Raw genomic sequence first — 23,944 nt, 5'->3', positions numbered from 1 at the left:
CATGCAATTGAAGCGGATACCGAAACATCGGGGATACATGCGAGCTGTTTTCTCCTTGCCATCAACTTGAAACGGAGAAAGCCAATGTCCAGCGAAATCAATATTCAGCGTCGTCGTTTTTTCGGTGTTGCGGCCATGACCATGGCTGCCGTCGAGTTTGGCCTGACAAGCGCCGCCGGCGCCCAGTCACAGGTGACCGCGCCCGCCGTCACGCCAGGTTCGAATACGTCCTTTGCACCGCTGAAGCAGATCAAGGCTGGCGTATTGAATGTCGGCTACGCTGAAGCCGGTCCCGCAAATGGTCCGGTTGTCCTGCTGCTCCATGGCTGGCCCTACGACATCTACAGCTACGTCGATGTAGCGCCTGCGCTCGCCGATGCCGGCTACCGGGTACTGATCCCCTATCTGCGCGGCTATGGCACAACCGAATTCCTCTCCGCGAAGACACCGCGCAACGGTCAGCAGGCTGCCATCGCCATCGATATCATCGCCTTCATGGATGCTTTGAAGATCGAGCGTGCCGTGATCGGCGGCTATGACTGGGGCGGCCGCACTGCGGACATCCTGGCCGCCGTCTGGCCGGAACGCTGCAAGGGTTTGGTCTCTGTCAGCGGCTATCTGATCGGCAGCCAGGAAGCCAACAAGAAGCCGCTTCCGCCGCAGGCCGAGTTGTCCTGGTGGTACCAGTTCTATTTCGCTACGGAACGCGGCCGCGAGGGCTACGAGGCCAACCGGCATGATTTCGCGAAGCTGATTTGGAAGCTCGCTTCGCCGCAGTGGAAATTTGATGACGCAACTTTCGACCGCACCGCCAAGGCATTCGAAAACCCGGATCATGTCGCGATCACCATCCACAACTACCGCTGGCGGCTTGGCCTTGCCAATGGCGAAAAGAAGTATGACGCGTTGGAAAAGAAACTTGCCGCCTTCCCGGTCATCACAGTGCCGACCATCACCATGGAGGGCGACGCCAATGGCGCGCCGCATCCGGACCCTTCTGTCTATGCCAAGAAGTTCACCGGCAGATATGAGCATCGCACCATCACCGGCGGCATCGGCCACAACCTGCCGCAAGAAGCACCGCAGGCCTTTGCCCAGGCTATCCTGGATGTCGATCGCTTCTAAAGTCAGCCTTTGCTGCCGCGGACGGAATTCCCTGTTTCGCGGCAGCCAATTCAGAGTCAAAACAGGAAGCAGCGAGTCTGCGCTAAGATAAAAATTCTGCTGGCGCCAACAGATAGAGGATCCGAAAGTCCTGACATGGAGCATATCGACCATATCCTGATCGTCGATGACGATCGTGAAATCCGTGAGCTGGTTTCGAGCTATCTGAAGAAGAACGGCCTTCGGGCGTCAGTCGCGGCCGATGGCCGACAGATGCGCAGTTTTCTCGAAGGCAATACGGTCGATCTCATCGTGCTCGACGTCATGATGCCGGGTGACGACGGGCTCGTGCTCTGCCGCGAGTTGCGTGCGGGTAAGCATAAGGCGACGCCGATCCTGATGCTGACGGCCAGGAGCGACGAGATGGATCGCATCATCGGGCTGGAGATGGGTGCCGACGATTATCTGCCGAAACCCTTCGCAGCGCGCGAATTGCTGGCGCGCATAAAGGCTGTGCTGCGACGCACGCGCGCTCTGCCTCCGAACCTGCAGATCTCGGAGGCGGGGCAATGGCTTCGTTTCGGCGACTGGCGTCTCGATACTGTCGGCCGGCATCTTCTCGACGGGCAGGGAACGGAGATTGCGCTCAGCGGCGCCGAATATCGTCTGCTGCGCGTCTTCATCGATCATCCCCAGCGGGTGCTCAACCGCGATCAGCTCTTGAACCTGACACAGGGCCGCGATGCGGAGCTCTTCGACCGCTCGATCGACCTTCTGGTCAGCCGCGTGCGTCAGCGATTGGGCGATGACGCACGCGAGCCGACCTATATCAAGACGGTGCGTAGCGAGGGTTATGTCTTTTCCGTTCCGGTGGAGATTGAAGAGGCGAGGTCATGAGTGCGAGCGGGGGGCTTCGCTTCGGGTTTTGGCCGAGCACGCTGAGGGCCCGGCTTTTCCTTATCCTGCTCTTCGGCCTGGCGATTGCCTACGGCCTCTCATTCACGGTGCTCTTCGTCGAGCGTTCCATGTCGGCCAAGGCCGTCATGCTTGGTACGCTGGAGAGTGACGTTGCGACCTCGATTGCGGTACTCGATCGCTTGCCGGCGGATCAGCGGGGCGACCTGCTCGACCGCCTGAGTCGCGGCAATTATCGTTTCGAACTTGGGCCGGGTCTGCCGGGCGTGCCCGATAACTCCAGCAAGGGCAAGGAAATCGGCGGCAGGATCGAAGAGGCGATCGGGGGTACTTATCCGATCCGCATGGAATCGATTCCAGGCGACATTAGCCGCCTGCAGGCGCATCTGACGCTGAGTGATGGAAGTCCCCTGACAATCGACATCACGCCGCGCCCGGCCATGCCCATTGCGGCATGGCTGCCCTACGTGCTTGCCATTCAAATGGCGCTGCTTGTGCTCTGCACGTGGTTTGCCGTGCGTCAGGCGATCCGCCCGCTTGGCGCTCTTGCCGCGGCAGCAGATGAACTTGACCCGAACAAGAAGGGGCCGCCGCTCAGTGAGCGCGGACCGAGCGAGGTTGCCCATGCGGCTCGCGCCTTCAACGCCATGCGGGAGCGAATTGCGCACTATCTCGAGGAGCGTGTGCAGATACTGGCCGCAATCTCCCACGACCTGCAAACGCCGATCACCCGCATGCGGCTGCGCGCCGACATGGCAGATGAGTCCCCCGAGAAGGACAAGCTGGTCCGCGATCTCGGCGAGATCGAACGCCTGGTGCAGGACGGGATCGCTTATGCCCGCAGCGCCCACGGCAGTGGTGAAAAGTTTTCGCGCATTGATCTCTCGTCCTTCATCGATAGCATCGCCTACGACTATCAGGACATGGACAAAGACGTCAGTGTCGTCGGTTTGGTGCAGGGTGTCGCATCGACCAAGCCACATGCGTTGCGTCGTATTCTGACGAATTTTATCGACAACGCCCTGAAATTTGCCGGGGCCGCCGAAATCGGCGTTGAACGAAACGGTGAAGAGGCGATCGTTATCACTGTGATGGACAGCGGCCCCGGCATTCCGGAGGCTATGCTCGAGGCTGCAATGCAGCCCTTCTTCCGGCTGGAGCAATCGCGCAATCGCGAGACAGGCGGCACGGGACTCGGTCTTGCCATCGCCCAACAGCTGGCCGCCGCGATCGGCGGTTCAGTGCGGTTGTATAACCGCGAGGGCGGCGGATTGGCCGCCGAGGTCACCATCCGCGCCAACTGAATTTTTCGCTGTTTTGTATGTGAAAATGTCCAGATTGACATGCGCTACGCTTTGATACAGTTCCGCCGATTTCAGAAACATAGTGGATACGTCAAACCGTCAAAACCACTCCGTCACCAGATGTCGCAGCTCGCGACACGAAATCGAGGAGTGCTCTCATGACGACGATTGAAAAGGTTCTTTATACCGGCAAGACCCACACGACAGGCGGCCGTGACGGCTCCGCCCGCAGCAGCGACGCGCAGCTCGACGTGAAGCTTTCGCCTCCGGGCAGCGCCCATGCAGGCACCAATCCCGAACAACTCTTTGCTGCCGGCTGGTCCGCCTGCTTCATCGGCGCGATGGGCCTTGCTGCCGGCAAGCGGAAGCTGAGGCTTCCCGCCGATACCGCCGTCGATGCGGAAGTCGATCTCGGCATGACGGGCGACGCCTATTTCCTGCAGGCTCGTCTCAACATCAGCCTGCCGGGTCTGGAGCCCGAGGTCGCCAGAGCGCTGGTCGAAGAGGCTCATCAGACCTGCCCTTATTCGAAGGCGACGCGCGGCAACATCAATGTCGAGCTGAACCTCGTCTAGGGTTACTGATAACAGAAGGCGCAGTCCGGCTGCGCCGATGGAGGCTTCGATGAAAAGGATCATCATCGTCATTCTGGGAGCAGCGGTTTTCGCAGCACCCTGTATTTATGACGTGTTCTCTGATGAGCCGTCGGCACTATACGGTCTACTTGCTGCGACCTCGGGAATGTCTGGTTCCCTGTAGGCCGGTCTAAGTTCGATATCGCGGAAGGCAATGATCAAGGCACCGGCCGGTAGGCGGGTGCCTTTGTTTTTATGCATTTTTTCGGTTCGACGCCCGTTGCGTCGCGCCGGCAATTTTACTGTTGATTTTAATACGGTCGTACGTATTATTGCAGTCATGGCAAAGCACTCACATCGAAGCACAATTCTTGAAGCGGGCCGCAAGGTCATGTTCCGCAAGGGTTACATTGGCGCAGGCGTTCGCGACATCGTTGCCGAGGCGGGCGTGCCGCAGGGCTCGTTTACCAACCACTTCCGTTCCAAAGAGGAATTCACGAAGGAGGTGCTCGATCTCTATTTTCAGGATCTTCAGTGTGCCATCGAGACGGCGCTTGGGGATGTGAGGCTGAGGCCACGCCAGCGCATCGAGAAATACCTCGATATCATCACCGGCCGTCTGGCTGCCGATGGTTTCAGCCGCGGCTGCCTCATCGGCGATCTCAGCCTGGAGGCGGCGCCGCAGAGCGAGATGCTGCGCACGCGGCTCGCGGAAATTTTTGGCGAATGGAGCGCGCCATTTACGGCTTGCATTGCCGAAGGACAGGCCTCCGGAGAGATCGATGATGCGATCGGTCCGGAAGATCTGGCCGAATTCCTCCTTGCTTCATGGGAAGGTGCGATCCTGCGCATGAAAGTATCGCGGGATGCCCAGCCCTTGGAGCGGTTCAAGAAGATCGTTTTTGCCACCGTGTTCAAGGATCACACCCATGAGACATGATATCAGTCTGCCGCGCGTGCCGGTGCTCGATTCCGAAATGGCATATCGCGAGGCCGGCAGGACGGACGGCCCCGTCGCCCTGTTTCTGCATGGCAATCCCACGTCGTCCTATATCTGGCGCAATATCATTCCGCTTGTCGCTCGGGCCGCCCATTGCATCGCCCCTGACCTGATCGGCTTCGGACAATCGGGCAAGCCGGACATTGCCTATCGCTTCGAGGATCATGCGCGTTACCTCGATGCGTTCATCGCGACGATGGGCATTAAGTCGGCCTATCTCGTCGCCCAGGATTGGGGAAGCGGACTGGCGCTCCATCTCGCCGCCCGCCGTCCCGACTTCGTTCGTGGTCTGGCCTTCATGGAGTTCATCCGGCCGATACCGACCTGGGAGGAATTCCTGCAGAACAGTGCCGAGCGTGAGATATTTCGCAGGTTTCGGACGCCGGGAGAGGGCGAAGAACTCATCCTGAGGGAAAATATCTTCGTTGAAGGCGTGCTTCCCGGCGCAACCTCCCGCCAACTCAGCGAGGAGGAGATGGCCGTCTATCGAGCGCCGTTCCCCACACCGGCCTCGCGTCGGCCAACCTGGCGATTTCCGAATGAACTGCCGATTGCCGGTGAGCCGGCGGATGTCTATGCAAGCATGGAAAAAGCACATGAGGCTTTGGCGGCATCGACCTATCCGAAGCTCCTCTTTGCTGGAGATCCGGGTGCGCTCATTCCGTTGGCGGTTGCCGAGGATTTTGCGAGACGTCTGCACAATTGCCGGCTGGTGAAGTTGGGGTCTGGCCTGCACTATCTGCAGGAGGACCACCCCGAAATCATCGGCGAGACCGTTGCCCAGTTTGTCGCCGAAATCGAGGCCGAAAGCCTCGTCGCCTGAGGACTGCCATAGCCTGCAGCGATTGGAGAACGAAGCACGATCTCCGGCTTCGTTCTCTTCTTTAGCTATATCGGCTAAACAGTTGCCTAATGTGCTCTTTTAGCCGGCCGAACGGTGCGTTGTTCGATCCGCCCCGCAATGGAGAAAATCAACACTTCGACATCGGCGTCGATCGTCGACCCATCCAGCAGCCGGACGACATCATCTATCCCCGATACCGGATGGCCGGCGATTGCAAGCAGATAGTCGCCTTCACGAAGGCCAGCTCTCGCGGCAGGGCCACCATCTTCGACGCGGCGCAGGCGGACCGTTGTCCGTTGCGGAAGGCCGGCTTCAAGCGCAATGCGCCGATGCAGATCAACCGTATCGGCGGCGATACCGATATATCCGCGGCGGACCTCGCCGAAACGCAGGATTTCGGACACGACATGTTTGGCGGTGTTCGAGGCGACTGCAAAAGCGATGCTCTGTGCGCCCTGTATCACTGCGGTATTGACGCCGATGACCTCACCAGACGAAGAGACCAGCGGACCGCCGGAATTGCCGGGGTTAAGCGCCGCATCCGTCTGGATGATATCTTCCATCAGGCGACCGCTCGCGGCGCGCATCGAGCGTCCGAGGGCAGAAACGACGCCGGCAGTGACGGTCCATTCGAAGCCAAGCGGATTGCCGATGGCGACAGCAATATGCCCGCGCTTCAGTTTCTTCGAGTCGGCAAGCTGCGCCCAGGCGCCGGACCAGTCGTTGGCCCGGATCAATGCAAGGTCGGTATCTTCATCCCGGCCAAGCACCCGGCCCTCGACGACCGTACCGTCAGGTGTCTTGATGGTGACGGCTTTCGCATCGCCGACGACGTGATTGTTGGTAACGATGAGACCGTCGGGCGAGATGGCAAAGCCGGAACCATGCCCTGCTCGTCCGCCAATGCGCTCGATACGGCTGACCGCCGGACCGACCATGTCGACGGTATTCGACACCGTTTCGGAATAGGCATCCAGCAGCCCGGCGTCTGACGACGGCTGAATGTCACGATCAATGAATCCCATGAAATCTCCTCCGACGCGTGAGGCGTCGATGTTGAGGACCGGCAGCGACTGCTGATGGCAAAGGGCTGTCGTTCGACAGGTGAACAATGGAGATATCAGGTGAGATTGATGTGCCCGTCTTTCAAGAGCCGCGATTTCAGGACGCGGCAAGGTAAGAGGCCGCGACCCCGCAGGCGGCCAGCGCTGCCGCGCCGGCATCAAGGCCTCTGACCATGGCATCGATGTAGCCACCGGCAAAATAATCGCCCGCTCCTGTCGTGTCGCGTGCAGGAGGCGCTGGCGGCACCTCGATGATGATCGAACTTCGTTGACTGACGATCTCGATTGGTTGCATGCCACTCGTCAGCACGAGAGTTTCAAGTCGCGGCGCGGCGATTTCCGAAGCTGCCTGCCAGGCCGTTTGCGCTGTTCCCTTCACGTCCGAGCGCGAGGCGATCAAAACATTCGCGGGCCGGCGTTCGGCCGAGAGCGGATATTGCGAAACCACCACGTCGTAATCTTCCAATTGCCTGAGGGCAGCCGGGCTCATTACCCGTGCATTGAGATAGACAAGCGACGCATCGATCGGCGGTAAGTTATCTATGCCCGGTCGCCGCCGGCCCGCCGGCGCGATGATGGTGCGCTCGCCGTTGGGATCGACGAGGATATCGACGGGTGCTGTCTCCCCGGGTACAACATCGATGAAATCGGTGTTGAAACCGCGCTTTCCGAGATCCTTCAGATAGCTGCGTCCTCTATCGTCATCGCTAAGGCTGGTGACCAGAACCACCTCATGGCCGAGATCGAGCAGGGCCAGGCCGGTATGGAAGCCGCCGCCGCCGTAACGCTCCTCGATCGACTGGCAAGAGAGCCTCCCACCCGGCACGAGCGGCCGGTCGAGCCGCCAGATCCGGTCGACATTGGCATTGCCGACCACCATTATCCTTGCCATTCCAACTCCCTCGTCGCGATATTCCGGCCTTACCGGGCGCTGTCGTTCTTGCCGATGATCTTGCCGCGCAGCCATGCGGAGGAGAGATCGATAGCATATACGACGGCGACGATCAGGAAGATGATCGTCCAGGCCTCCGGCCAGCGATAGGCGGCAATGCGGTCCGCCAGCAGGAAGCCGATTCCCCCGGCGCCGACAATGCCGAGAATGGTGCCGGAGCGGGTGTTGGATTCGAAATTATAGAGCATGATCGACAGGATGACCGGCATCGCCTGAGGCATGATGGCAAGGCGGATGGTTTGCAGCGGCCCGCCGCCCGATGCCAGAACACCGTCGACAGGTTTGCGCGAGGTATTTTCGATCGCTTCTGAAAAGAGCTTGGCGAAAGTGCCGATTTCCGAAACGGCGATCGCGAAGACACCGGGAAGCGGGCCGAGGCCGAAGGCGCGGATGAAGATCAGCGCGAGCACGATCTGTTCGACGGCGCGCAATGCATCGAAGCCGCGGCGGGTCGATAGCCGCACCCAGCCGAGCGGCATGATGTTCTTCGCGCCGAGAAAGGCGAGCGGAAAAGCGGCGAGCGCGCCGAGCAGCGTTCCGAGGAACGCCATCGAAATCGTCTGGCCGAGGCCAACCAGAACGTCGCTCCATTCCTGCCAGGTCGTCCAGACGTAGGGCGGGAACATGAACGAGAAGATCGTGCCGAGCCGCGTCAGGCCGTTCAGGATGCGGGCTGGCGAAAAGTCGAAGAGATAGAGGCCTGCAAGCAAGGGCAGGACCAAGGCGGCAGCGCCTGCATAACGCATAAGCCGCACGCGCGGCGGCACCGTGAATGCATCTGGCACCCGCTGTCGCACTCCGGAAGAAGAAATGTCGATCATGTCAGATGCTCCGGCTTTCGATACCGATGATGCGGTGACGCAGCTTCTCGCTCAGGAAATCGATGACGACGACGGTGAGAAGGATGATGACGAATAGCGCCGAGAGATCGGTATATTCCTGAAGCGACATGGCGGTGCGGATTTCCTGGCCGAGACCGCCGGCACCGACATAGCCGATGATCGAGGAGGAGCGCACATTGATCTCGAAACGCAGCAGCGTGTAACTGATGATGTTCGGGATCACCTGCGGCACAACGCCATAACGCATCTGCTGGAACCAGGTACCGCCGGAAGCCTTGACGCTTTCCAGCGGCCGCATGTCGATATTCTCGTTCACTTCGGAATAGAGCTTGCCGAGCGAACCCGTTGCATGCGTGGCGATTGCCAGTACGCCTGCGAGCGGCCCGACGCCGAAGCAGAAGACGTAGATCAGTGCCCAGACGATATCGGGAACGGTGCGGATGACCTCCAGATAACGACGTGAAGCGATCAGCAGAACGCGATTGGGGCTGAGGTTGCGGGCCGCCGGGAAACTCAGGATAAAGGCTCCGACGACTCCGAAAAACGTCGCCACATAGGCGATCAGGATCGTTTCCCCAAGCAGTTCCAGCCAGACCGGCCAGCGCCAGAACCATTCGGCAAGATCGGCGCCGAACGTCTCGATGCGCAGGTGCGGCAGCGTCTTGTAGAGATATTCGCCGAGACGGGGCAGGGAGGCCCACAGTTTCCAGGTGGTGATGCGCTCGCCCGAGGGGAGGTTGACCTCGGTCATGTCGAAAAAGCCGCCCGTCCAGGCCGTCAGCAAGACGGCGGCGGCAAAAAGCGTCGCCGAAACAAGCTGGACGGTTTTGGCACGACTGCGGATGCGACGGTAGTCGGCCTCGAACCGGCGGATGGTGATGGAAGCGGATGCGATCGTCATGTCTGATCCCGGTCGTGGAAGCGCCGGAGGGCGCGGCGCTCCCGTTGCTTGGCGTGGATGGCGGATATCAGCCGTTGCGACGTTGCTTCTTCAGCCAGTCGCGCATGTCGACGATCCACTGGTAGCGCTGGTGGTCGACATCGACGTAACCCTTCGAGGTGGAGTTATCGCCGCCGCTCATTTCCTTGAAAGCCTCAGGCGCCTTTTCCGGCGTGGCCTTCACCACAGCCTTGACGTCAGCGATCATGTCGGCCGGCAGGTTGGTGCGGGTGGTGAAGGGACCGTTGGTAATCTCCGGCGACTGCCAGATGCGGCAGATCTCGCCCTTCGGGATCATACCCTTCGATTCCATACGCTGCGGGATGCCGCTGATGTCGTTGTTGACATAGGTCGCGGCCGCATCGAACTGCTTATTGGCGACGGCCATGACACCGGTTTCGTGGGCGCCGGAGAAGGGGATTGCCGAGAAGAAGGTCTTCGGATCATAGCCCTGCTTGACGAGGTTATAATAGGGAACGGCATAGCCTGAGGTCGAATCCGGATCGGCGAAGGCGAGAACCTTGCCCTTGAGGTCCTCGACGGATTTATATCCGGAATCGCAGCGAACGGTGATGACCGAATAGTAGCCCGTCGAGCCGTCCTGTTCCTGACCGGCGAGCAGCGGTTCAACGCCGCCGTTCGTTTCGGTATAGGCGGCGGCATAGGCCGAGGAGCCGAGGAAGGCAAATTCGATCTGGTCGGAAGCGAGCGCCTGGATGACACCGTCATAATTGCCGGCGGTGAAGATTTCGACCTTCACGCCGAGTTCCTTTTCCAGATACTGCTGGAAGCCCACGCGGCGTGCGATGCGGTCCTTTTCGTTCTCGCCCGAGAGAACGCCAAGGCGGATCGTCTTGTACTTGTCTTTCCAACCTTCAGCATGGGCCTGGCTGGAAAGGGCGAGCGCAGCCGTTACGGCCGCAAGCATGAGGACGTTTTTCATTCCAACTCTCCTGTTGCAAAAAGCCGCGGCCTTGGGGCCACGGGCGAAACTCACACCGCCTGGTAGACCTTTTCCTTCGCGGTTCGACCTGCGTTGAATGAGGTGGACGTCACTGCCTCGTCGATCTCCGCATCGAAATCGTCGGTGCCGTAGATTTCGCGGACCCGTTCCTGGGTCAGGTCCGCTGGTGCGCCGTCGAAGCGCACCCGTCCGGCCCGCATGGCGATGATGCGTTCGCAATAGTTCCGGGCCGTATCGAGCGTATGAAGATTGACGAGAACGGTAATGCCGTCCTCTCGGTTGATCTTGCGCAGCGCCTCCATCACCCGTGTCGCATTGGCAGGATCGAGCGACGCGATCGGCTCGTCGGCAAGCATGATCTTCGGCTTCTGGACCAACGCCTTGGCGATGGCGACACGCTGCTGTTGTCCGCCGGACAAGGTGCCGGCTCGCTGCAGCGCCTGCGGCACAAGATCGAGCCGGTCGAGCGCACTGATCGCCATTTCCTTTTCTTCATCCGTGAAGCGGCGCAGCATCGATGAGAGGAAGCCGTGTTGGGCAACGCGGCCAATCAGCACGTTGGTCAGCACATCCATGCGCTCGACCAGATTGAACTGCTGGAACACCATCGCGCAGGATGCGCGCCACAGACGCAACTCGCGGCCGCGCAGCTTGGTGATATCCTTGCCCTCGAACATGATCGTACCGGATGTCGGGTCGAGCAGACGATTGATCAGCCGGAGCAATGTCGATTTCCCGGCGCCGCTGCGCCCGATAATGCCGACCATCTGTCCGGCATCGATCGACAGATTTACATCGTCGACCGCCTGTGTTTGACCGAATTTCTTCTTGAGGGAATGAAGTTCAAGCACCGGAAGGTCTCCGCTTGCCAGAAACGTCAAAGACGAAACTGAATTATATTTAATTTCAACCTATGAAACTAAATATAGCATTTCAGTGTGACGGTTTTATTAAGTAATTATCCAATAATAACGAGTATTTATGCGGCTTTTGTCAAGCAATACATCCGGAATTTCCGGATGTATTTTGTGAGAAATGAAGCTATCCGCTGTCGGAGGCGGCGGCCTTATCAGGCAGCCTGTTGGAATCGCAAAACAATTCCGTCGGAATAGACCTGCCTGCCTTTGGAGAAGGTGGCGCGCACACGCGGCAGGCGGCCGCGTTCGGCGATCACCAGATCGGCACGCAGCCCGGTCTCGATCGCACCGCGATCCTCAAGGCCGAGTGCACGGGCCGGATTGGCGCTGACGAGGGCAACGGAAGCGGGCAGTCCGCCGGCTCCGGCTTCTGCCAGTGCGATTACCGCCGGCAGCATAGCCGAGGGGTGATAATCGCTGGCAAGAATATCAAGAATGCCGCGTTCATAGGCTTCGCGGGCCGAGAGATTGCCGGAGTAGGAAAGGCCGCGAAGAGCATTCGGCGCGCCCATTGCGGTTGCCAGCCCGAACTTGCGCGCTTCCTGCGCGGCTGCCATCGTCACCGGAAACTCGCTGATGCGTGCGCCCAGTCCCTCGACGATCGCCACCTTTTCAATGCTGTCGTCATCGTGGGAGGCGATGATGACGCCATGGTCGCGCGCCGTGGCGGCGATCCCCTGCAGATTGTCGACCGCATCGCCGTTCTGGGCGCGGTTTTCCATGCGTTGCTGGACACGCTGGGCAGCCTGTTCGAGGGTGATCTTGTTGTTGCGCGCAATCGTTTCGATATGACGTTCGACATCGCGGTATTGGCCTTGGCCCGGCGTGTGATCCATCAGCGAGACGAGATCGAGGGCACCGGCGCGCAGCAGATCTTCAATGACGGCACGGGCATGGGTGAAGGTGATTTCGAAGCGCGCATGAACCCGATGATCGATCAGGAGATCGTTCTTCCTAAGTTCGACCAAGGTCTGGATGATCGAGCGCGAATGTTCTTCCGAGCGGATGTGGCCGTAGCTGCTGTTGGCGTGGAAGGAAAGCGCAGCATAGGCCGTGGTGATACCATTGCCGGCGAGCTTCTTGTCGAGTTCGAAAATGCCGAGTTCCAGCGGAAAGCGCACATTCGGGCGCGGCTCGATTTCGCGCTCGATCATGTCGCCATGCATATCGATGAAGCCGGGAAGCAGAAGCCTGCCATCGCCGGAAATATCGGCTGCGGCCACTGGTTCTTCGCTGATCTCTGCGATGATACCGTCTTCGATCCTGACTGCGCCGCGCGGTATGACCCTATCGCGCAACACGATTTCGAAATCACTCAGCCACATCTTCTGCTCCATCCTGGATCTGTCGTGTTTGAAGGCTGATTTCGCGGTCGATGAGATCCGCGACATCGTCGGGGTGGTGAAAGACGCCGATCATTGCGACGCCAGCGGCTTTCAGCTCGGCGAGGCGGGCAACGAGTGCGCGACGCGCATTCTTGTCGAGCGAGGCGGTTGGCTCGTCGAGAAAGAGAAGCCGTTGCGGGAGGATGAGCGCGCGAGCCAGGTTGACCTTCTGCTGCTCGCCGCCGGAAAGGTTGACGGATAGGCAGCCCAGAGCCCTCGCTTCACGCCGAACGCGGAGAGCCACCGGCGGGCCTCTTCGATCGCCTCGTCGTAAGGTCGGCCGGCGAGGCGCAGCGGCTCGGCGACCAGTTCTTCGGCCGCCACGCGCGGGCGGGCCTGCAGGAATTGCGTCACGAAGCCGATCTCGCGCTTGCGCAACAGGGCTATATCTACGTCGGCTGCGACGGTCAGGTCGATGACGCCTTCGCGCGTGTGATAATAGGCATGGCCCCCGCGCGGTACGTAGGAGCGGTAAAGCGTGCGCAGCAAAGTCGATTTGCCGGCGCCGTTTTCGCCCGTCAGCAGGATGAATTCACCCTCGCGCAGTTCGAAATCGACCTTGTCGAAGGCGTGAAGCGTGCGCCTTAGGTGATGCATTTCGAAATGCTTGGCGAGGCCCTGGACGGAGAGGATCATCTGCCCGGAAGCGGATGGATGTGTGTGCATGTTCATCTGATGCCTCTCCCGTCAAAGCTTCGCATGCACGAGCTGCTGAGTATATTCATGCTGCGGGTCCTGGAAGATCTGGTCGGCGAGACCCTCTTCGACGGCTTCGCCGTTGCGCATCACCATGACCCGGTCTGCCATGGTGCGGATAACACCGAGATCATGCGAAACGATGACGATAGTGATGCGGCGTTCGCGCTGCAGCCGCTTCAGCGTGTCGAGCACCAGAGCCTGGACGCTGACATCGAGCCCGGTCGTCGGCTCATCAAGCAGGAGCAGGGCAGGCTCGAGTGCGATTGCCTTGGCCAACTGTACGCGCTGCTGCATGCCGCCGGAAAGCTCGGCCGGCCGGGCATCCATGCGCGCGACCGGAAACTCCGAGGCGTCGAGGGCACCTTTGGCGCGGGCGCGAAGCGTCGCGAAATTCCGCTCACCGGCAATGAGCAGCCGCTCGGCGACATTGCCGCTGCTGGTATGGTTCATCCGAAGGCCGAGATGCGGGTTCTGATAGACGATGCCGATATGGCGCGCCCGCAGCATGCGCCGCTCGAACCGGTCGAGCGTGAAGAGATTGAGATCCTCTCGGCCGGGCAGCGCCAGCCGGTATTCGCCGGCGTCCGGCCGGTCTTCGAGGTTCATCATCCTGAGCAGCGTCGATTTGCCGGAACCGGATTCGCCGACGATGCCGAGTACTTCGCCGGGATAGACGGTAACATCGACGCCGCGCAGCGCCTGCACATCACCGAAGCTCTTGCGGATGCCGTTCATCGTCAGGATGGGAGAGGACAGCATCAGCCGCGGCGGCTGGCGCCCTGAGGCGGACGGATTGGGGGCGGAGAGGTTTACGGCGCTCATTGCTCGATCCTGCCCTGCTTGTAATAAGTTTCGCCGACGGCGACGGCTTCACCATCCCGCTTGCGAATATGCTTGACGCCGTACTGGCTGTCGGAGACCTCGAAGGTGGAGGAACCATCGTCCTGCGGCAGTTCGTTCATGAAGTAGCCTGTTACGCCGCTGTGGTGACAAATCTTGTCAGCATGGTCCTCGACCCGGTAAGGCACGTCGTCGAAGACAAGCGGTTCGACGCGGGTATAGGGCGGCACGGCATGGATGCGCTTTTCGCGGCCGGCCGAAAGGATGGTGAGGTTTGCCGCCTGGTTCATCTTCGGCACATCCCAGCGCGGTATCGGAGACGGCGTCATCACATGCCGGCCATTGACCATGCTCGGATAGCTCGATCCCTGCATGATGCGGCCGGACCGGACAAGCTGCTCGTAAAGCGTAAGCCAAAGCTGGCCATAGTCGGCGTCGCCATGCATGATGCGGGCCTCCGACATGTCCGGCTGGACAGGCCGCAACGGCTCGGGATTGGGAACCTGCAGCACGAGGATCTGATCCTCGCGCAGCTTCTCCTCCGGAATCCGGTGGCGCGACTGGATGATATCGGCTTCCAGCGTATCCAGGGTCTCCCGGGCTGAGCTGACACGGCGCAGGAATTTGCGGATGCTGCTGGCATTGACGGAATCGTCGGCTCCCTGGTCGATGACCTTGACGACGGAGGTTGGCTTCAGAAGCGTCAGCGTAACCTGCAGGCCGCCGGTTCCCCAGCCACGGGCAATCGGGACTTCGCGGCTGGCATAGGGAACCTGATAGCCGGGAATGGCGATGGCCTTGAGGATGCGGCGGCGCATCTCGCGCTTGGCGGATTCATCCAGGAAGCCGTAGCTGAAGGCCTCCCAGGGTTTGGTCAGTTGATCGAGTTTCACAGCGTTGCCTCTTCGAGTTCGGCTTGCTTTGCCGCGCCCTCGGGCGCGCCTGTTGCATTGGCTGCCTTATCCGCCTTCACGCGCCGGATGGCGTCGAGGCTCGACTGGAAGGTCACGTAATGCGGCAGCTTGAAGTGAATGCAGAAGCCCGAGCTTTCGACCGGTTCCGTATGGTAGAGGATGAATTCCTCGTTCGAGGCCGGATGCGGATTGGGCTGGTTGGAAGCAAGATCGAGCGAGGCGGCGGCGATCACTTTGACCTCATTCCAGCCGAAGGTGGCGGAAAAGCCGAGTTCCAGTCCCTTGCTCTTGGAGATGACCTCGCTCTGGCTGACGCGCACGCGTCCGGCGCTGAAGAGCGTGCCGCGCGGATGGCGGATACGGACCTCGGCCTCGCCGAGCCTGAGCTCGTTGACGGTCGGATGCACGCTGCCGTAACCGCGCATGGTTGAATAGCCGAGCGCCAATGTGCCGCCGGTATCGGCACGCGCCAGACTCTGCAGCTTATGAGCCCGGCTTGCCGGAAAGAGCAGCGGCTCGCGTGTCACATCGGGGATCTCGTCAAGCGGCACGTCCTCGGTCGGCGTTTCGGCGATCAAGCCCTGTGCCTTCTGCCAGTCAGTCAGCGAAGGCTGCGTGGCGGGTGCCGGCTTGCCCGCAGATTCCACAGGTTCGGGAATGAAAGTCGCGCCATTCAAGACGTCGACATTCAGCAGCCGGTGCGAGTAGTCGAGCGTCGGTCCGAGGATCTGGCCGCCGGGAATATCCTTGAAAGCTGCCGAAATACGCCTGACGGTGAAGAGATCCTGCTGACGAACCGGCTCGGCGATCGTCAGGCGTGGTTGCGTCGTGCGATAGGCACGCAGCAAGAGCACCGCCTCGTAGAGGTCGCCGCCGGACTGGGCGAGCGCAAGTGCTGCAAGTTCAGGCGCGTAGAGCGATGCCTCGCCCATGACACGGTCGACCAGATAGGGCAGGCTTTCGCCGATCGCGTCGACGCGGGCCTTGTCGATCCGTCCAAGCTCCTCGCGGTAAAGCCGTTCTGATTGTTCAATGGCGTGTTCGCCGCCACGTGTTGCAACATAGGCCATCAGAGCACCTCGATCTTCGTGGAGCGGGGAATGCCGATCAGGCTTGCGCCGTCTGCGAGGTAAATGTCCCAGCCAAGTGGATAACGGATGGCCTCGGCGCGCAGCGCCCAGAAATCCGGATGCACGCCGCCGATGGCGATATCGATCGCACCATTGACGCCCGGGCCGGCGAGGCGAAGCTTCGTTCCCGAGCCGATCTCAGCCTCCGCAAAAATCGTTGCCGAGGCATCGGGATAGAGCAGATTGCCGCTCAGCATCGCCGATAGGGCGGAAACGTCTGCACGTGCGCCGATTGATGCGAAGACATATTCTGCCTGCGGCAGGGCAACGGCATTCGCGCCTGTCCTGGCAATGTCGGCCTTCAGCCTTTCATCGGAGCAGAAGAAGCCGCATTCCCGGTCGAGCAGGCTTTCCGCCAGCGCGAGCAGGCCTGGAAAGGGCAGAGGCTGGACACGGCCGGGGCGAGCGAGCGCCCACATCAACGCATCGAATGTTGCATTGGTGCGCATGTCTTCAACGGTCGGAAGGAGCAAAGTCTGGTTCATCAGAAGGTCTCCATCCGCACGCGCGTCGCCTCGACCTTGCGCAGTCTGATATCGTCGTCCTGTGTCTGACGCCTCTGTTCGCTCGTCAGGAAATTCACGATGCCGGCCTTGCCGATGTCACTTGCGAAGCTCGCATCGATGACGGCCATTGCCATGGCATGTTCGAGATCGCGTCCGATGATCGCGCCATAGCCTTCCACATCCCGGTCCGGCAGGCGGATATGGGCTTCGGCCATGAGCACCTCACCGAGATGGAAGGCCGTGTTTTGCACTGTGTCTGTATAGGGCAGCATCGCAAGGCCGGTGCGGTTCACGAGAACCTCCACTGGCCCGAGTTCATCGAGCAAATCCTCTGCTACGGCTTTGATTCCCTCGGCATCGGCCCTCGCAAGTATGTCGAGCATGCTTGCATGGCTGAAGCTGGCAGGGGGCGCGCCGGCTTCCATGGTGTCATTCATCGTCCTGTCCTTTCGCCGTGGTCGTGAGGCGATCCTCCGGCTCGTTGTCAATGCTGAATTGAACGCGTTCTCCGGCCCAGACCGTCTCGGAATAGGCGATCGGCCGGCCTTCCATGTCGACGTCGGTCTTCTGGACGACGAGCACCGGCTGCTGCGGCGATTGGGCGAGAAGCTGCGCTTCATCAACGATCGCCCGGCGGGTGAGGATCACGGTACTCTGCCGGACATAGTCAGGAATTCCAAAGGCAGCGTAGATGGTCGTGACCGATTCACCCGCGCGGCGGCGCAGATGCATATTCGGGAAACGCTCCACCGGATGGTAGGAATGGCTGAGACTGATCGGCACGTCGTCGGCAAAGCCGCGACGGGCGATCATGTAGACCTTTGCGCCCTCGGGAAGCTTCAACGCCGCGGCGACGCCAGGTGGCGCTGCGATCTCAGCTTCGGAGACCGGTTGACCTGAAGGGATGCGCCCCTGTTCCAGCAGGTTTTTGCGGAAGCGTGTTCGTCGGGCGATATTGTAGGTGATGACGGAGTGCTCTTCGACGAAAGTGCCGCGTCCTTGCTCGACCCGCACCTTGCCGGCAGATGCCAGTTCGGCAATCGCCCGCCTCACGCTGTGGCGACCGACCTTGAACTGATCCATGATCTCGGTTTCCGTGGGCAGGCGGCTACCAGGCGCGAGTGCGCCCGAAGCGATATCCCGACTGATCTGTTTCTCGAGGATCTGCCACTGGCCGGACCGGGATCTCGTTTCGATCGAATGTTCTTCGTTTGTCATTCGGATGAATCCAAAATTCATTCGGATGACTTAAGATAGCCGTTGTTGGTGACGCTTTTGTGTAAGTACTGACGATTTCTGCGCTGATTGATCGCTGCCGAAGTGAAACGGTCGCGCGGCCCCGATCCGGAAGCCTGGATGGCAAACAGGCTGACGAATTGAATTCTCGGCCGCCGCAGTGCTGGATGACTTCGCTCGGACGCGAAACGAAAACTAGGCCGCGTAGGGATTTGCCGCCGGCGTCGTGAACCAGCGCGGGCCGTCTTCGGTCATATAGATATGGTCTTCGAGACGAACGCCGAATGTGCCGGGGAAGACGACCATCGGTTCATTGGAGAAGCACATGCCCGGCGCCAGCGGAGTTTTGTTGCCGCGGACGATATAGGGTGCCTCGTGGATTTCGAGGCCGAGGCCATGGCCGGCGCGATGTGGCAGGCCGGGCAGGCGATAGTCGGGGCCGAGCCCGTGCCGCGCAAACACGTCGCGGGCGGCGGCGTCGAGGTTTTCGCAGGGCGTGCCGAGTTTTGCCGCATCGAAAACGGCTTGCTGGCCCTCCCGCTCGATTGCCCATGCGCGTTCGAATTCGCGATTGCCTTCGTCGAGCATATAGGTACGTGTCAGATCGGAATGATAGCCATCGATCCGGCAACCCGTATCGACGAGAATGACGTCACCCGCCTGCAGGATCTGTTCGCCATCCGCCCCATGCGGCAGTGCGGTTGCCTCACCAAAGGAGACGATGCAGAAGGTCGAACCGCCATCGGCGCCGGCAGCCCGATGCTGCTGGTCGATGAAGCGCGCAACATCCGAGGCGGCTATGCCGGGCGCGATCGTATCACGGACCTTGCGATGAATATCGAGCGTGATGCCCATCGCATATCGGATAAGAGCGATTTCAGCCGGCGACTTGATGGTTCGCAGCGCGCGGATGACAGGCCCGGCATCGACAAGTCGGCCCGCCCCCATCTCGCCGGCAAAAGCGTGATAGAAGGCGAGCGGCAGCGCATCGTCGAGCGCGAGCTTTCCAGACGGGTTAATGAGCCGTGATACCAATGCAGCGGGGCTCTCTTCTTCTTGCCAGACGGCAATCTCACCCGGCAGACGCGGCAGCGTCTCGACGCGGCTGCGCTCGAAACCGGGTACGATATAAGTGAGCTTGTCTTCCGTCACGACCGCGCCGAGCAGCCGCTCGCTCAGGTGCCAGACGAGGCCGGTGAAGTAGCGTAGGCTCTCGGTTGGGCCGAGCAATGTGGCGGCGATGCCATGTGCCTGCATCCGCTCGCGCAAGCGCGATAGGCGGCTTTGCCGCTCTTCGTCAGTGATGGCTGCGACGGGATGGGACCAGACCGGGAGAGACACGCTATATATCCGTTATCTTTGTCAAAGCTGAATGGTTGATTCCAGCATAGGGCAATTGTAGGCAGTGTGTCGACAAACATTCCACAGGATTTGATCATGCTCGTTAGCGAATATACGATCCCCGGCGTCCTTGTCCGCGACCACTTCGTCGATGTGCCGCTCGATTGGAAAAAGCCGGATGGCGCCTCGATCAAGGTTTTTGCGCGAGAGGTTTGCGATCCCGCGCGCAAGCAGGAAAAGCTGCCTGTCCTGCTGTTCCTGCAGGGCGGTCCGGGCGGCAAGTCGCCGCGCCCGGTGGGTGGCGGGCCGTCCTGGCTCGGCGAGGCGCTCAAGAACTATCGTGTCGTGCTACTCGATCAGCGCGGCACCGGCAAAAGCACGCGCATCGAGAGCGCCACCATGGCTGGCTTTGCGAACGGGAAGGCCGGAGCCGATTATCTCAGCCATTTCCGAGCCGACAGCATCATTGCCGATTGCGAGCATCTGCGGAAGACCGTGTTCGGCGGCGTGCGCTGGGAGACGCTTGGCCAGAGCTATGGCGGCTTCCTGACGCTCACCTATCTGTCGCAGGCGCCGGAGGGGCTGGCTGCCTGCTATGTCACGGGCGGGCTGGCCGGCTTGTCCGCGACGGCTGATGACGTCTACCGCCGCACCTATCCGCGTGTCGCCGGCAAGAACCGGGAATATTACCAGCGCTATCCAGCCGATCGCGATCGCATCGCCCGGATCGCAGCCTGCATCGCCGCCGATGATGTGCGTCTGCCTGACGGGGATCGTCTCACGGTGCGCCGGCTGCAAACCATCGGCATCGATTTCGGCATGGCGCCTGGCTATGAAAACGTGCACTGGCTGGTGGATGAAGCCTTCTCCGATCCGGAGGAAACGCGGTTCTCCGACGCTTTTCTCGCCTCCGTCATGTCGTTGACCTCCTATGACGGAAACCCAATGTTTGCAGCGCTGCAGGAAAGCATCTACGGGCAGGACAATGGTGCGACCAGCTGGGCGGCGGAGCGAATCCGGTCGGAATTCGCCGAATTCGGCGAAGAAGGCCGGCCGCTCTATCTGACCGGTGAGATGATGTATCCATGGATGTTCGAGGAAATCCGCTCGCTGCGGCCGTTCCGCGACGCGGTGGAAGCGCTGGCGCGCTACGATGGCTTTGAACCGCTCTACGATCCGGCCCGGCTGGTTTCGAACGAAATTCCGGTGGCCGCAGCAGTCTATTTTGACGATATGTATGTCGATGCCGAGCTGTCGCTTGCGACCGCGGGTGATGTCGGCAATGTCCGGGCCTGGGTGACCAATGAATTCGAACACGACGGCGTGCGCCAGTCGCCGGCCGTGTTCACACGCCTGCGGCAGATGGTGCGCGAGCGTGGGGGTCCCCTCGGCTAGGCCGAGGGTATCCGCCATTACTCCCGACGGTCAGGCAGAAAGCGACCTGCCGCCGACCGGGTCGAAGAGATGCATGCGGTTCATGTTGAAGGAGAGCGGCATTTTCGTGCGCGGGCGCGGGTCGCTCTCCGGATCGACATTGGCGCACATGCTGACCGAACCGATATCAAAGTAGATCATCGTTTCCGGCCCCAGTGGCTCCACCAGATCGACATTCGCCTCGATGGTTTCAAAGCCGGGCTTCTGTGTGAGGCTTGATATCGATTCCGGCCGGATTCCGAAGATGACCGGCTTGCCGGCATGCGTCCGATATTCTTGAATCCGTGTCGCGGGAACAGCAAGCCGGCTGCCGTCGTCCAGGATGACGACCAGCCCATCTCCCTCGGTTTGAAGCATCGCCGTGAGGAAGTTCATCGACGGTGATCCGATGAAGCCGGCCACGAACTGGCTAACCGGGTGATGATAGAGTTCCTGCGGCGGTCCAGCCTGCTCGATGATGCCGCCATTCATGACGACAACGCGATCGGCCATGGTCATGGCCTCTACCTGATCGTGCGTGACATAGACCGTAGTGGTCGGCAGCAATTGGTGCAAGCGCTTGATTTCGGTGCGCATTTGCACGCGCAGCTTGGCGTCGAGATTGGAGAGAGGCTCGTCGAACAAGAAGACTTTTGGATTGCGCACGATGGCGCGGCCCATGGCGACACGCTGGCGCTGACCACCCGAAAGCTGGCCGGGACGACGTGACAGAAGCTCGGTAATATGCAGCGTTTCGGCAGCACGGCTGATGCGCTCGTCGATCTCTGCCTTTGGGAGCTTTTGTTGCTCAAGGCAGAAAGAGATGTTTTCCCTGACACTCATATGCGGATAGAGCGCGTAATTCTGGAACACCATGGCAATGTCGCGCTTTCCCGGGCCAAGCCGGTTGACGACCTGATCGCCGATGACGATATCGCCGCCGGTGATGTGCTCCAGGCCGGCGATCATGCGCAGGGTCGTCGACTTGCCGCAGCCGGATGGGCCGACGAAGACGACGAATTCATTGTCCTCGATATCGAGATTGATGCCGCGCACGGCTTCGTAAATGCCGTAGGATTTGACCACGTTGCGCAGTTCAAGGCGAGCCATGGTGATCTCCTACTTTTCGTGCAGCCAGACGGCCATGGCGCCCGGCTCTCGGTTGGCCCAGAGATGGTAGGGGATTGCCCTGAAACGCCTCGGCTTCAGCGCCGGCGGCTGGATGCGATAGAGCGTCTCCTGCCAGTCGGATGCATCGGCTTCCAGCGCATCGCCCTCGAGAACCGTGGCGCCACCGAGAAGTGTTTCGTCGAAGCTTGCGGCGATCTCGCCCTGTGACGGCAACCTCAGGCGCTGTGGCTCCGTACCCAGATCGGCTTCCTCGACACAGAAAATGACAGGTCCGCGTCGCAGCGCAAAGCGGCCGTTGTCTTCGGTTGCCGCCGGATGCGCATAGAGGCGGTCTACCGGCATGTCGAAGGCGAGCCGAACTTCATCGCCATCCTTCCATTCCCGGTCGATTGCGGCATATCCCTTGACAACGTCGAGCTTGGTGCCTTCGCCATTGACGAAGGCCTTTGCATCGCGGCACCAGCCGGGAATGCGCAGACGCAGCGTGAAGCGCTTCGGCTGATCGAGGCCGAGCGAGACTTTGACATCGCCGTTCCATGGATACTGTGTCTTCTGTGTCAGCCGCAGGAAAACATTGCCGACCGACAGTTCGGCGGCATTTTCGCCATACAGATGGATTGCCACCTCGTCGGCCTTGGTCGAGTAGAAATACTGGCCGAGCGAGGTGATGAATCGGGCGATATTGGTCGGGCAGCACGGGCAGTAGTGCCACTTCCAGCGACGGTTCTGGCCGTGGCTTTCGAGCACATTTTCGTAGAAATAATGCTCACCGTCGCGGGATATGCCTGACAGGGCGCCATTGTAGAGCACGGTTTCGAGCTTGTCGGTGAACTTGCTGTCGAGCTCGATCTGCGCCATGCGGTGGCTGAAGAAGCCGAGTGCCACGGCGGCACAGGTCTCGGCATAGGCCGTTTCATTCGGCAGGTCGTATTCCCTGGTGAAGCCCTCGTTCGAAGCGGAGGGGCCGAGGCCGCCGGTGACATAGAGCTGGCGGCCGACCAGATTGTCGAACAATCGGGCGCAGGCGCTTTTCAGGCTCTCGTCGTCATTCTCGAACGCGAGATCGGCCATCGCCGAGAACAGATACATGGCGCGCACGGCATGCCCGACCACCTGCGTCTGTTCGCGCACCGGCATATGCGCCTGGCTGTAGGCATAGGTCTGGAAGACATAGCTGGCCGGGTCTTCGCCACGCTTGCGCGCCTCCTCGTCATAATAGGAGGGCATCTGGCCGCGTTCGTCGACGAAATAAGTCGCGAGATCAAGATGGCGAGGATCCCCGGTGACGCGGTAAAGCTTGACCAGCGCCAGCTCGATTTCCTCATGCGCATCATAGCCGCGCAGCTTGTCCGGTTCGCGGCCGAACGTGTCGATGATGTGATCGACGGCGCGGATCATCACATCCAGGAATCGGCGCTTGCCGGTCGCCTCATAATAGGCGACGGCGCCTTCCAGCAGATGGCCCATCGAATACATTTCATGCAGGTCGCGCAGATTGGTCCAGCGCTTTTCCGGCTCGCGTCGGATGAACCAGCTGTTGAGGTAGCCGTCGGCCATCTGGCCATGTTCGAGCTTTTCGACGATTGCGTCGATCTTTGCCTCGATCTCAGGGTTCGGGTTGTTCTTCAGCGTGTAGCTTGCGGCCTCGATCCACTTGCCGAAATCGGAATCGAAGAAATGCTGCATCGACAACCCGCTCGGCTGGATCGGCCGCGCCAGCGGACCGGCCGGCTTGTCGAAATCTAGCACTTCGAGGAAGCCTTCCTCGTCGAGCCGCATATGCTGGGTCGGGATGGTCACGCTACGGACGGTTTCCGTCCAGCTCTTCCAGAAGCCGCCATTGAAAGCGACGCGGGTATGATCGGCGGGCACGTAACGGTCGATCGGCGATCGGGAAGGGGATTTCTGGGCGATAGGCATGGGAACTC

The 23,944-nt window shown here is 60.6% G+C and carries 25 protein-coding genes; 7 read left to right on the top strand and 18 right to left on the bottom strand.

What is annotated here, in order from left to right:
• Positions 1-84 precede the first annotated feature (84 nt).
• The 6 genes from FHX06_RS18430 (at position 85) to FHX06_RS18405 (ending at position 5,721) form a co-directional block, all read left to right on the top strand.
• The gene (locus tag FHX06_RS18430; RefSeq protein WP_183880377.1) at positions 85-1,125 is read left to right on the top strand and encodes an alpha/beta fold hydrolase; all 1,041 of its coding nucleotides are present in this window, start codon (positions 85-87) and stop codon (positions 1,123-1,125) included.
• A 135-nt stretch (positions 1,126-1,260) separates the two neighbouring features.
• On the top strand, positions 1,261-2,001 hold the full coding sequence (locus FHX06_RS18425; protein WP_113202678.1) for a response regulator: 741 nt from the start codon (positions 1,261-1,263) through the stop codon (positions 1,999-2,001).
• The gene (locus tag FHX06_RS18420; protein ID WP_183880375.1) at positions 1,998-3,323 is read left to right on the top strand and encodes an ATP-binding protein; all 1,326 of its coding nucleotides are present in this window, start codon (positions 1,998-2,000) and stop codon (positions 3,321-3,323) included. The genes FHX06_RS18425 and FHX06_RS18420 overlap by 4 nt, the downstream gene beginning before the upstream one ends.
• Positions 3,324-3,481: 158 nt before the next feature.
• Positions 3,482-3,898 (top strand): organic hydroperoxide resistance protein, encoded by a 417-nt coding sequence (locus FHX06_RS18415; protein WP_112542327.1) that lies wholly within the window; start codon positions 3,482-3,484, stop codon positions 3,896-3,898.
• A 340-nt stretch (positions 3,899-4,238) separates the two neighbouring features.
• Positions 4,239-4,838, top strand: a complete 600-nt coding sequence (locus tag FHX06_RS18410) for a TetR/AcrR family transcriptional regulator (protein ID WP_183880671.1) — start codon at positions 4,239-4,241, stop codon at positions 4,836-4,838.
• Positions 4,828-5,721, top strand: a complete 894-nt coding sequence (locus FHX06_RS18405; protein ID WP_183880373.1) for a haloalkane dehalogenase — start codon at positions 4,828-4,830, stop codon at positions 5,719-5,721. Before FHX06_RS18410 ends, FHX06_RS18405 begins: the two co-directional genes overlap by 11 nt.
• Positions 5,722-5,807: 86 nt before the next feature.
• Here the strand turns inward: FHX06_RS18405 and FHX06_RS18400 are convergent, their stop codons facing one another.
• The 16 genes from FHX06_RS18400 to FHX06_RS18330 form a co-directional block, all read right to left on the bottom strand.
• Entirely contained in the window at positions 5,808-6,767 is a 960-nt protein-coding gene (locus FHX06_RS18400) for a S1C family serine protease (RefSeq protein ID WP_113014779.1), read from the bottom strand.
• A 136-nt stretch (positions 6,768-6,903) separates the two neighbouring features.
• Complete coding sequence (locus tag FHX06_RS18395) at positions 6,904-7,698, bottom strand: PfkB family carbohydrate kinase (protein WP_183880371.1); 795 nt, start codon at positions 7,696-7,698, stop codon at positions 6,904-6,906.
• Between the two features lie 29 nt (positions 7,699-7,727).
• Positions 7,728-8,579 (bottom strand): phosphonate ABC transporter, permease protein PhnE, encoded by an 852-nt coding sequence (gene phnE, locus FHX06_RS18390; protein WP_113117699.1) that lies wholly within the window; start codon positions 8,577-8,579, stop codon positions 7,728-7,730.
• 1 nt (position 8,580) lies between these two features.
• Positions 8,581-9,501 (bottom strand): phosphonate ABC transporter, permease protein PhnE, encoded by a 921-nt coding sequence (gene phnE / locus FHX06_RS18385; protein WP_183880369.1) that lies wholly within the window; start codon positions 9,499-9,501, stop codon positions 8,581-8,583.
• 67 nt (positions 9,502-9,568) lie between these two features.
• Positions 9,569-10,483 (bottom strand): phosphonate ABC transporter substrate-binding protein, encoded by a 915-nt coding sequence (phnD, locus tag FHX06_RS18380; protein ID WP_183880367.1) that lies wholly within the window; start codon positions 10,481-10,483, stop codon positions 9,569-9,571.
• A gap of 50 nt (positions 10,484-10,533) precedes the next feature.
• The gene (phnC, locus tag FHX06_RS18375; protein ID WP_113117696.1) at positions 10,534-11,355 is read right to left on the bottom strand and encodes a phosphonate ABC transporter ATP-binding protein; all 822 of its coding nucleotides are present in this window, start codon (positions 11,353-11,355) and stop codon (positions 10,534-10,536) included.
• A gap of 218 nt (positions 11,356-11,573) precedes the next feature.
• Complete coding sequence (locus FHX06_RS18370; RefSeq protein ID WP_113202698.1) at positions 11,574-12,746, bottom strand: alpha-D-ribose 1-methylphosphonate 5-triphosphate diphosphatase; 1,173 nt, start codon at positions 12,744-12,746, stop codon at positions 11,574-11,576.
• Entirely contained in the window at positions 12,733-12,966 is a 234-nt protein-coding gene (locus FHX06_RS36055) for an ABC transporter ATP-binding protein (protein ID WP_281413414.1), read from the bottom strand. The genes FHX06_RS18370 and FHX06_RS36055 overlap by 14 nt, the downstream gene beginning before the upstream one ends.
• Complete coding sequence (locus FHX06_RS35615; protein ID WP_281413408.1) at positions 12,858-13,478, bottom strand: ATP-binding cassette domain-containing protein; 621 nt, start codon at positions 13,476-13,478, stop codon at positions 12,858-12,860. The genes FHX06_RS36055 and FHX06_RS35615 overlap by 109 nt, the downstream gene beginning before the upstream one ends.
• 15 nt (positions 13,479-13,493) lie before the next feature.
• On the bottom strand, positions 13,494-14,327 hold the full coding sequence (locus tag FHX06_RS18360; protein WP_183880365.1) for an ATP-binding cassette domain-containing protein: 834 nt from the start codon (positions 14,325-14,327) through the stop codon (positions 13,494-13,496).
• Positions 14,324-15,238 carry an alpha-D-ribose 1-methylphosphonate 5-phosphate C-P-lyase PhnJ gene (locus FHX06_RS18355; protein WP_183880363.1) on the bottom strand — a complete coding sequence of 305 codons (915 nt, stop codon included), beginning with the start codon at positions 15,236-15,238 and terminating at the stop codon, positions 14,324-14,326. Before FHX06_RS18355 ends, FHX06_RS18360 begins: the two co-directional genes overlap by 4 nt.
• Positions 15,235-16,329 carry a carbon-phosphorus lyase complex subunit PhnI gene (locus tag FHX06_RS18350; RefSeq protein WP_113207414.1) on the bottom strand — a complete coding sequence of 365 codons (1,095 nt, stop codon included), beginning with the start codon at positions 16,327-16,329 and terminating at the stop codon, positions 15,235-15,237. The genes FHX06_RS18355 and FHX06_RS18350 overlap by 4 nt, the downstream gene beginning before the upstream one ends.
• Positions 16,329-16,874 (bottom strand): phosphonate C-P lyase system protein PhnH, encoded by a 546-nt coding sequence (phnH, locus tag FHX06_RS18345; protein WP_183880361.1) that lies wholly within the window; start codon positions 16,872-16,874, stop codon positions 16,329-16,331. Before phnH ends, FHX06_RS18350 begins: the two co-directional genes overlap by 1 nt.
• A complete protein-coding gene (locus FHX06_RS18340) occupies positions 16,874-17,332 on the bottom strand; it encodes a phosphonate C-P lyase system protein PhnG (protein ID WP_112542315.1) in 459 nt (152 codons plus the stop codon). Before FHX06_RS18340 ends, phnH begins: the two co-directional genes overlap by 1 nt.
• Positions 17,325-18,113 carry a phosphonate metabolism transcriptional regulator PhnF gene (gene phnF, locus FHX06_RS18335; protein WP_183880359.1) on the bottom strand — a complete coding sequence of 263 codons (789 nt, stop codon included), beginning with the start codon at positions 18,111-18,113 and terminating at the stop codon, positions 17,325-17,327. The genes FHX06_RS18340 and phnF overlap by 8 nt, the downstream gene beginning before the upstream one ends.
• Positions 18,114-18,326: 213 nt before the next feature.
• Positions 18,327-19,472, bottom strand: a complete 1,146-nt coding sequence (locus FHX06_RS18330; protein ID WP_183880358.1) for a M24 family metallopeptidase — start codon at positions 19,470-19,472, stop codon at positions 18,327-18,329.
• Positions 19,473-19,568: 96 nt separating this feature from the next.
• On the opposite strand from FHX06_RS18330, the gene FHX06_RS18325 reads away from it, so the two are divergent.
• On the top strand, positions 19,569-20,867 hold the full coding sequence (locus FHX06_RS18325; RefSeq protein WP_183880356.1) for an alpha/beta fold hydrolase: 1,299 nt from the start codon (positions 19,569-19,571) through the stop codon (positions 20,865-20,867).
• Positions 20,868-20,897: 30 nt separating this feature from the next.
• Here FHX06_RS18325 and FHX06_RS18320 read toward each other — a convergent pair whose 3' ends face one another.
• Positions 20,898-21,995 carry an ABC transporter ATP-binding protein gene (locus FHX06_RS18320; RefSeq protein WP_183880354.1) on the bottom strand — a complete coding sequence of 366 codons (1,098 nt, stop codon included), beginning with the start codon at positions 21,993-21,995 and terminating at the stop codon, positions 20,898-20,900.
• A gap of 9 nt (positions 21,996-22,004) precedes the next feature.
• A complete protein-coding gene (locus FHX06_RS18315) occupies positions 22,005-23,936 on the bottom strand; it encodes a glycoside hydrolase family 127 protein (RefSeq protein WP_183880352.1) in 1,932 nt (643 codons plus the stop codon).
• Between the last annotated feature and the right edge of the window lie 8 nt (positions 23,937-23,944).

Source organism: Rhizobium sp. BK512, assembly GCF_014194915.1.
In the GTDB taxonomy this organism is placed as follows: domain Bacteria; phylum Pseudomonadota; class Alphaproteobacteria; order Rhizobiales; family Rhizobiaceae; genus Rhizobium.
Note: the sequence above shows the minus strand (reverse complement) of the source record. Positions and strands in the feature narration are given on the sequence as shown.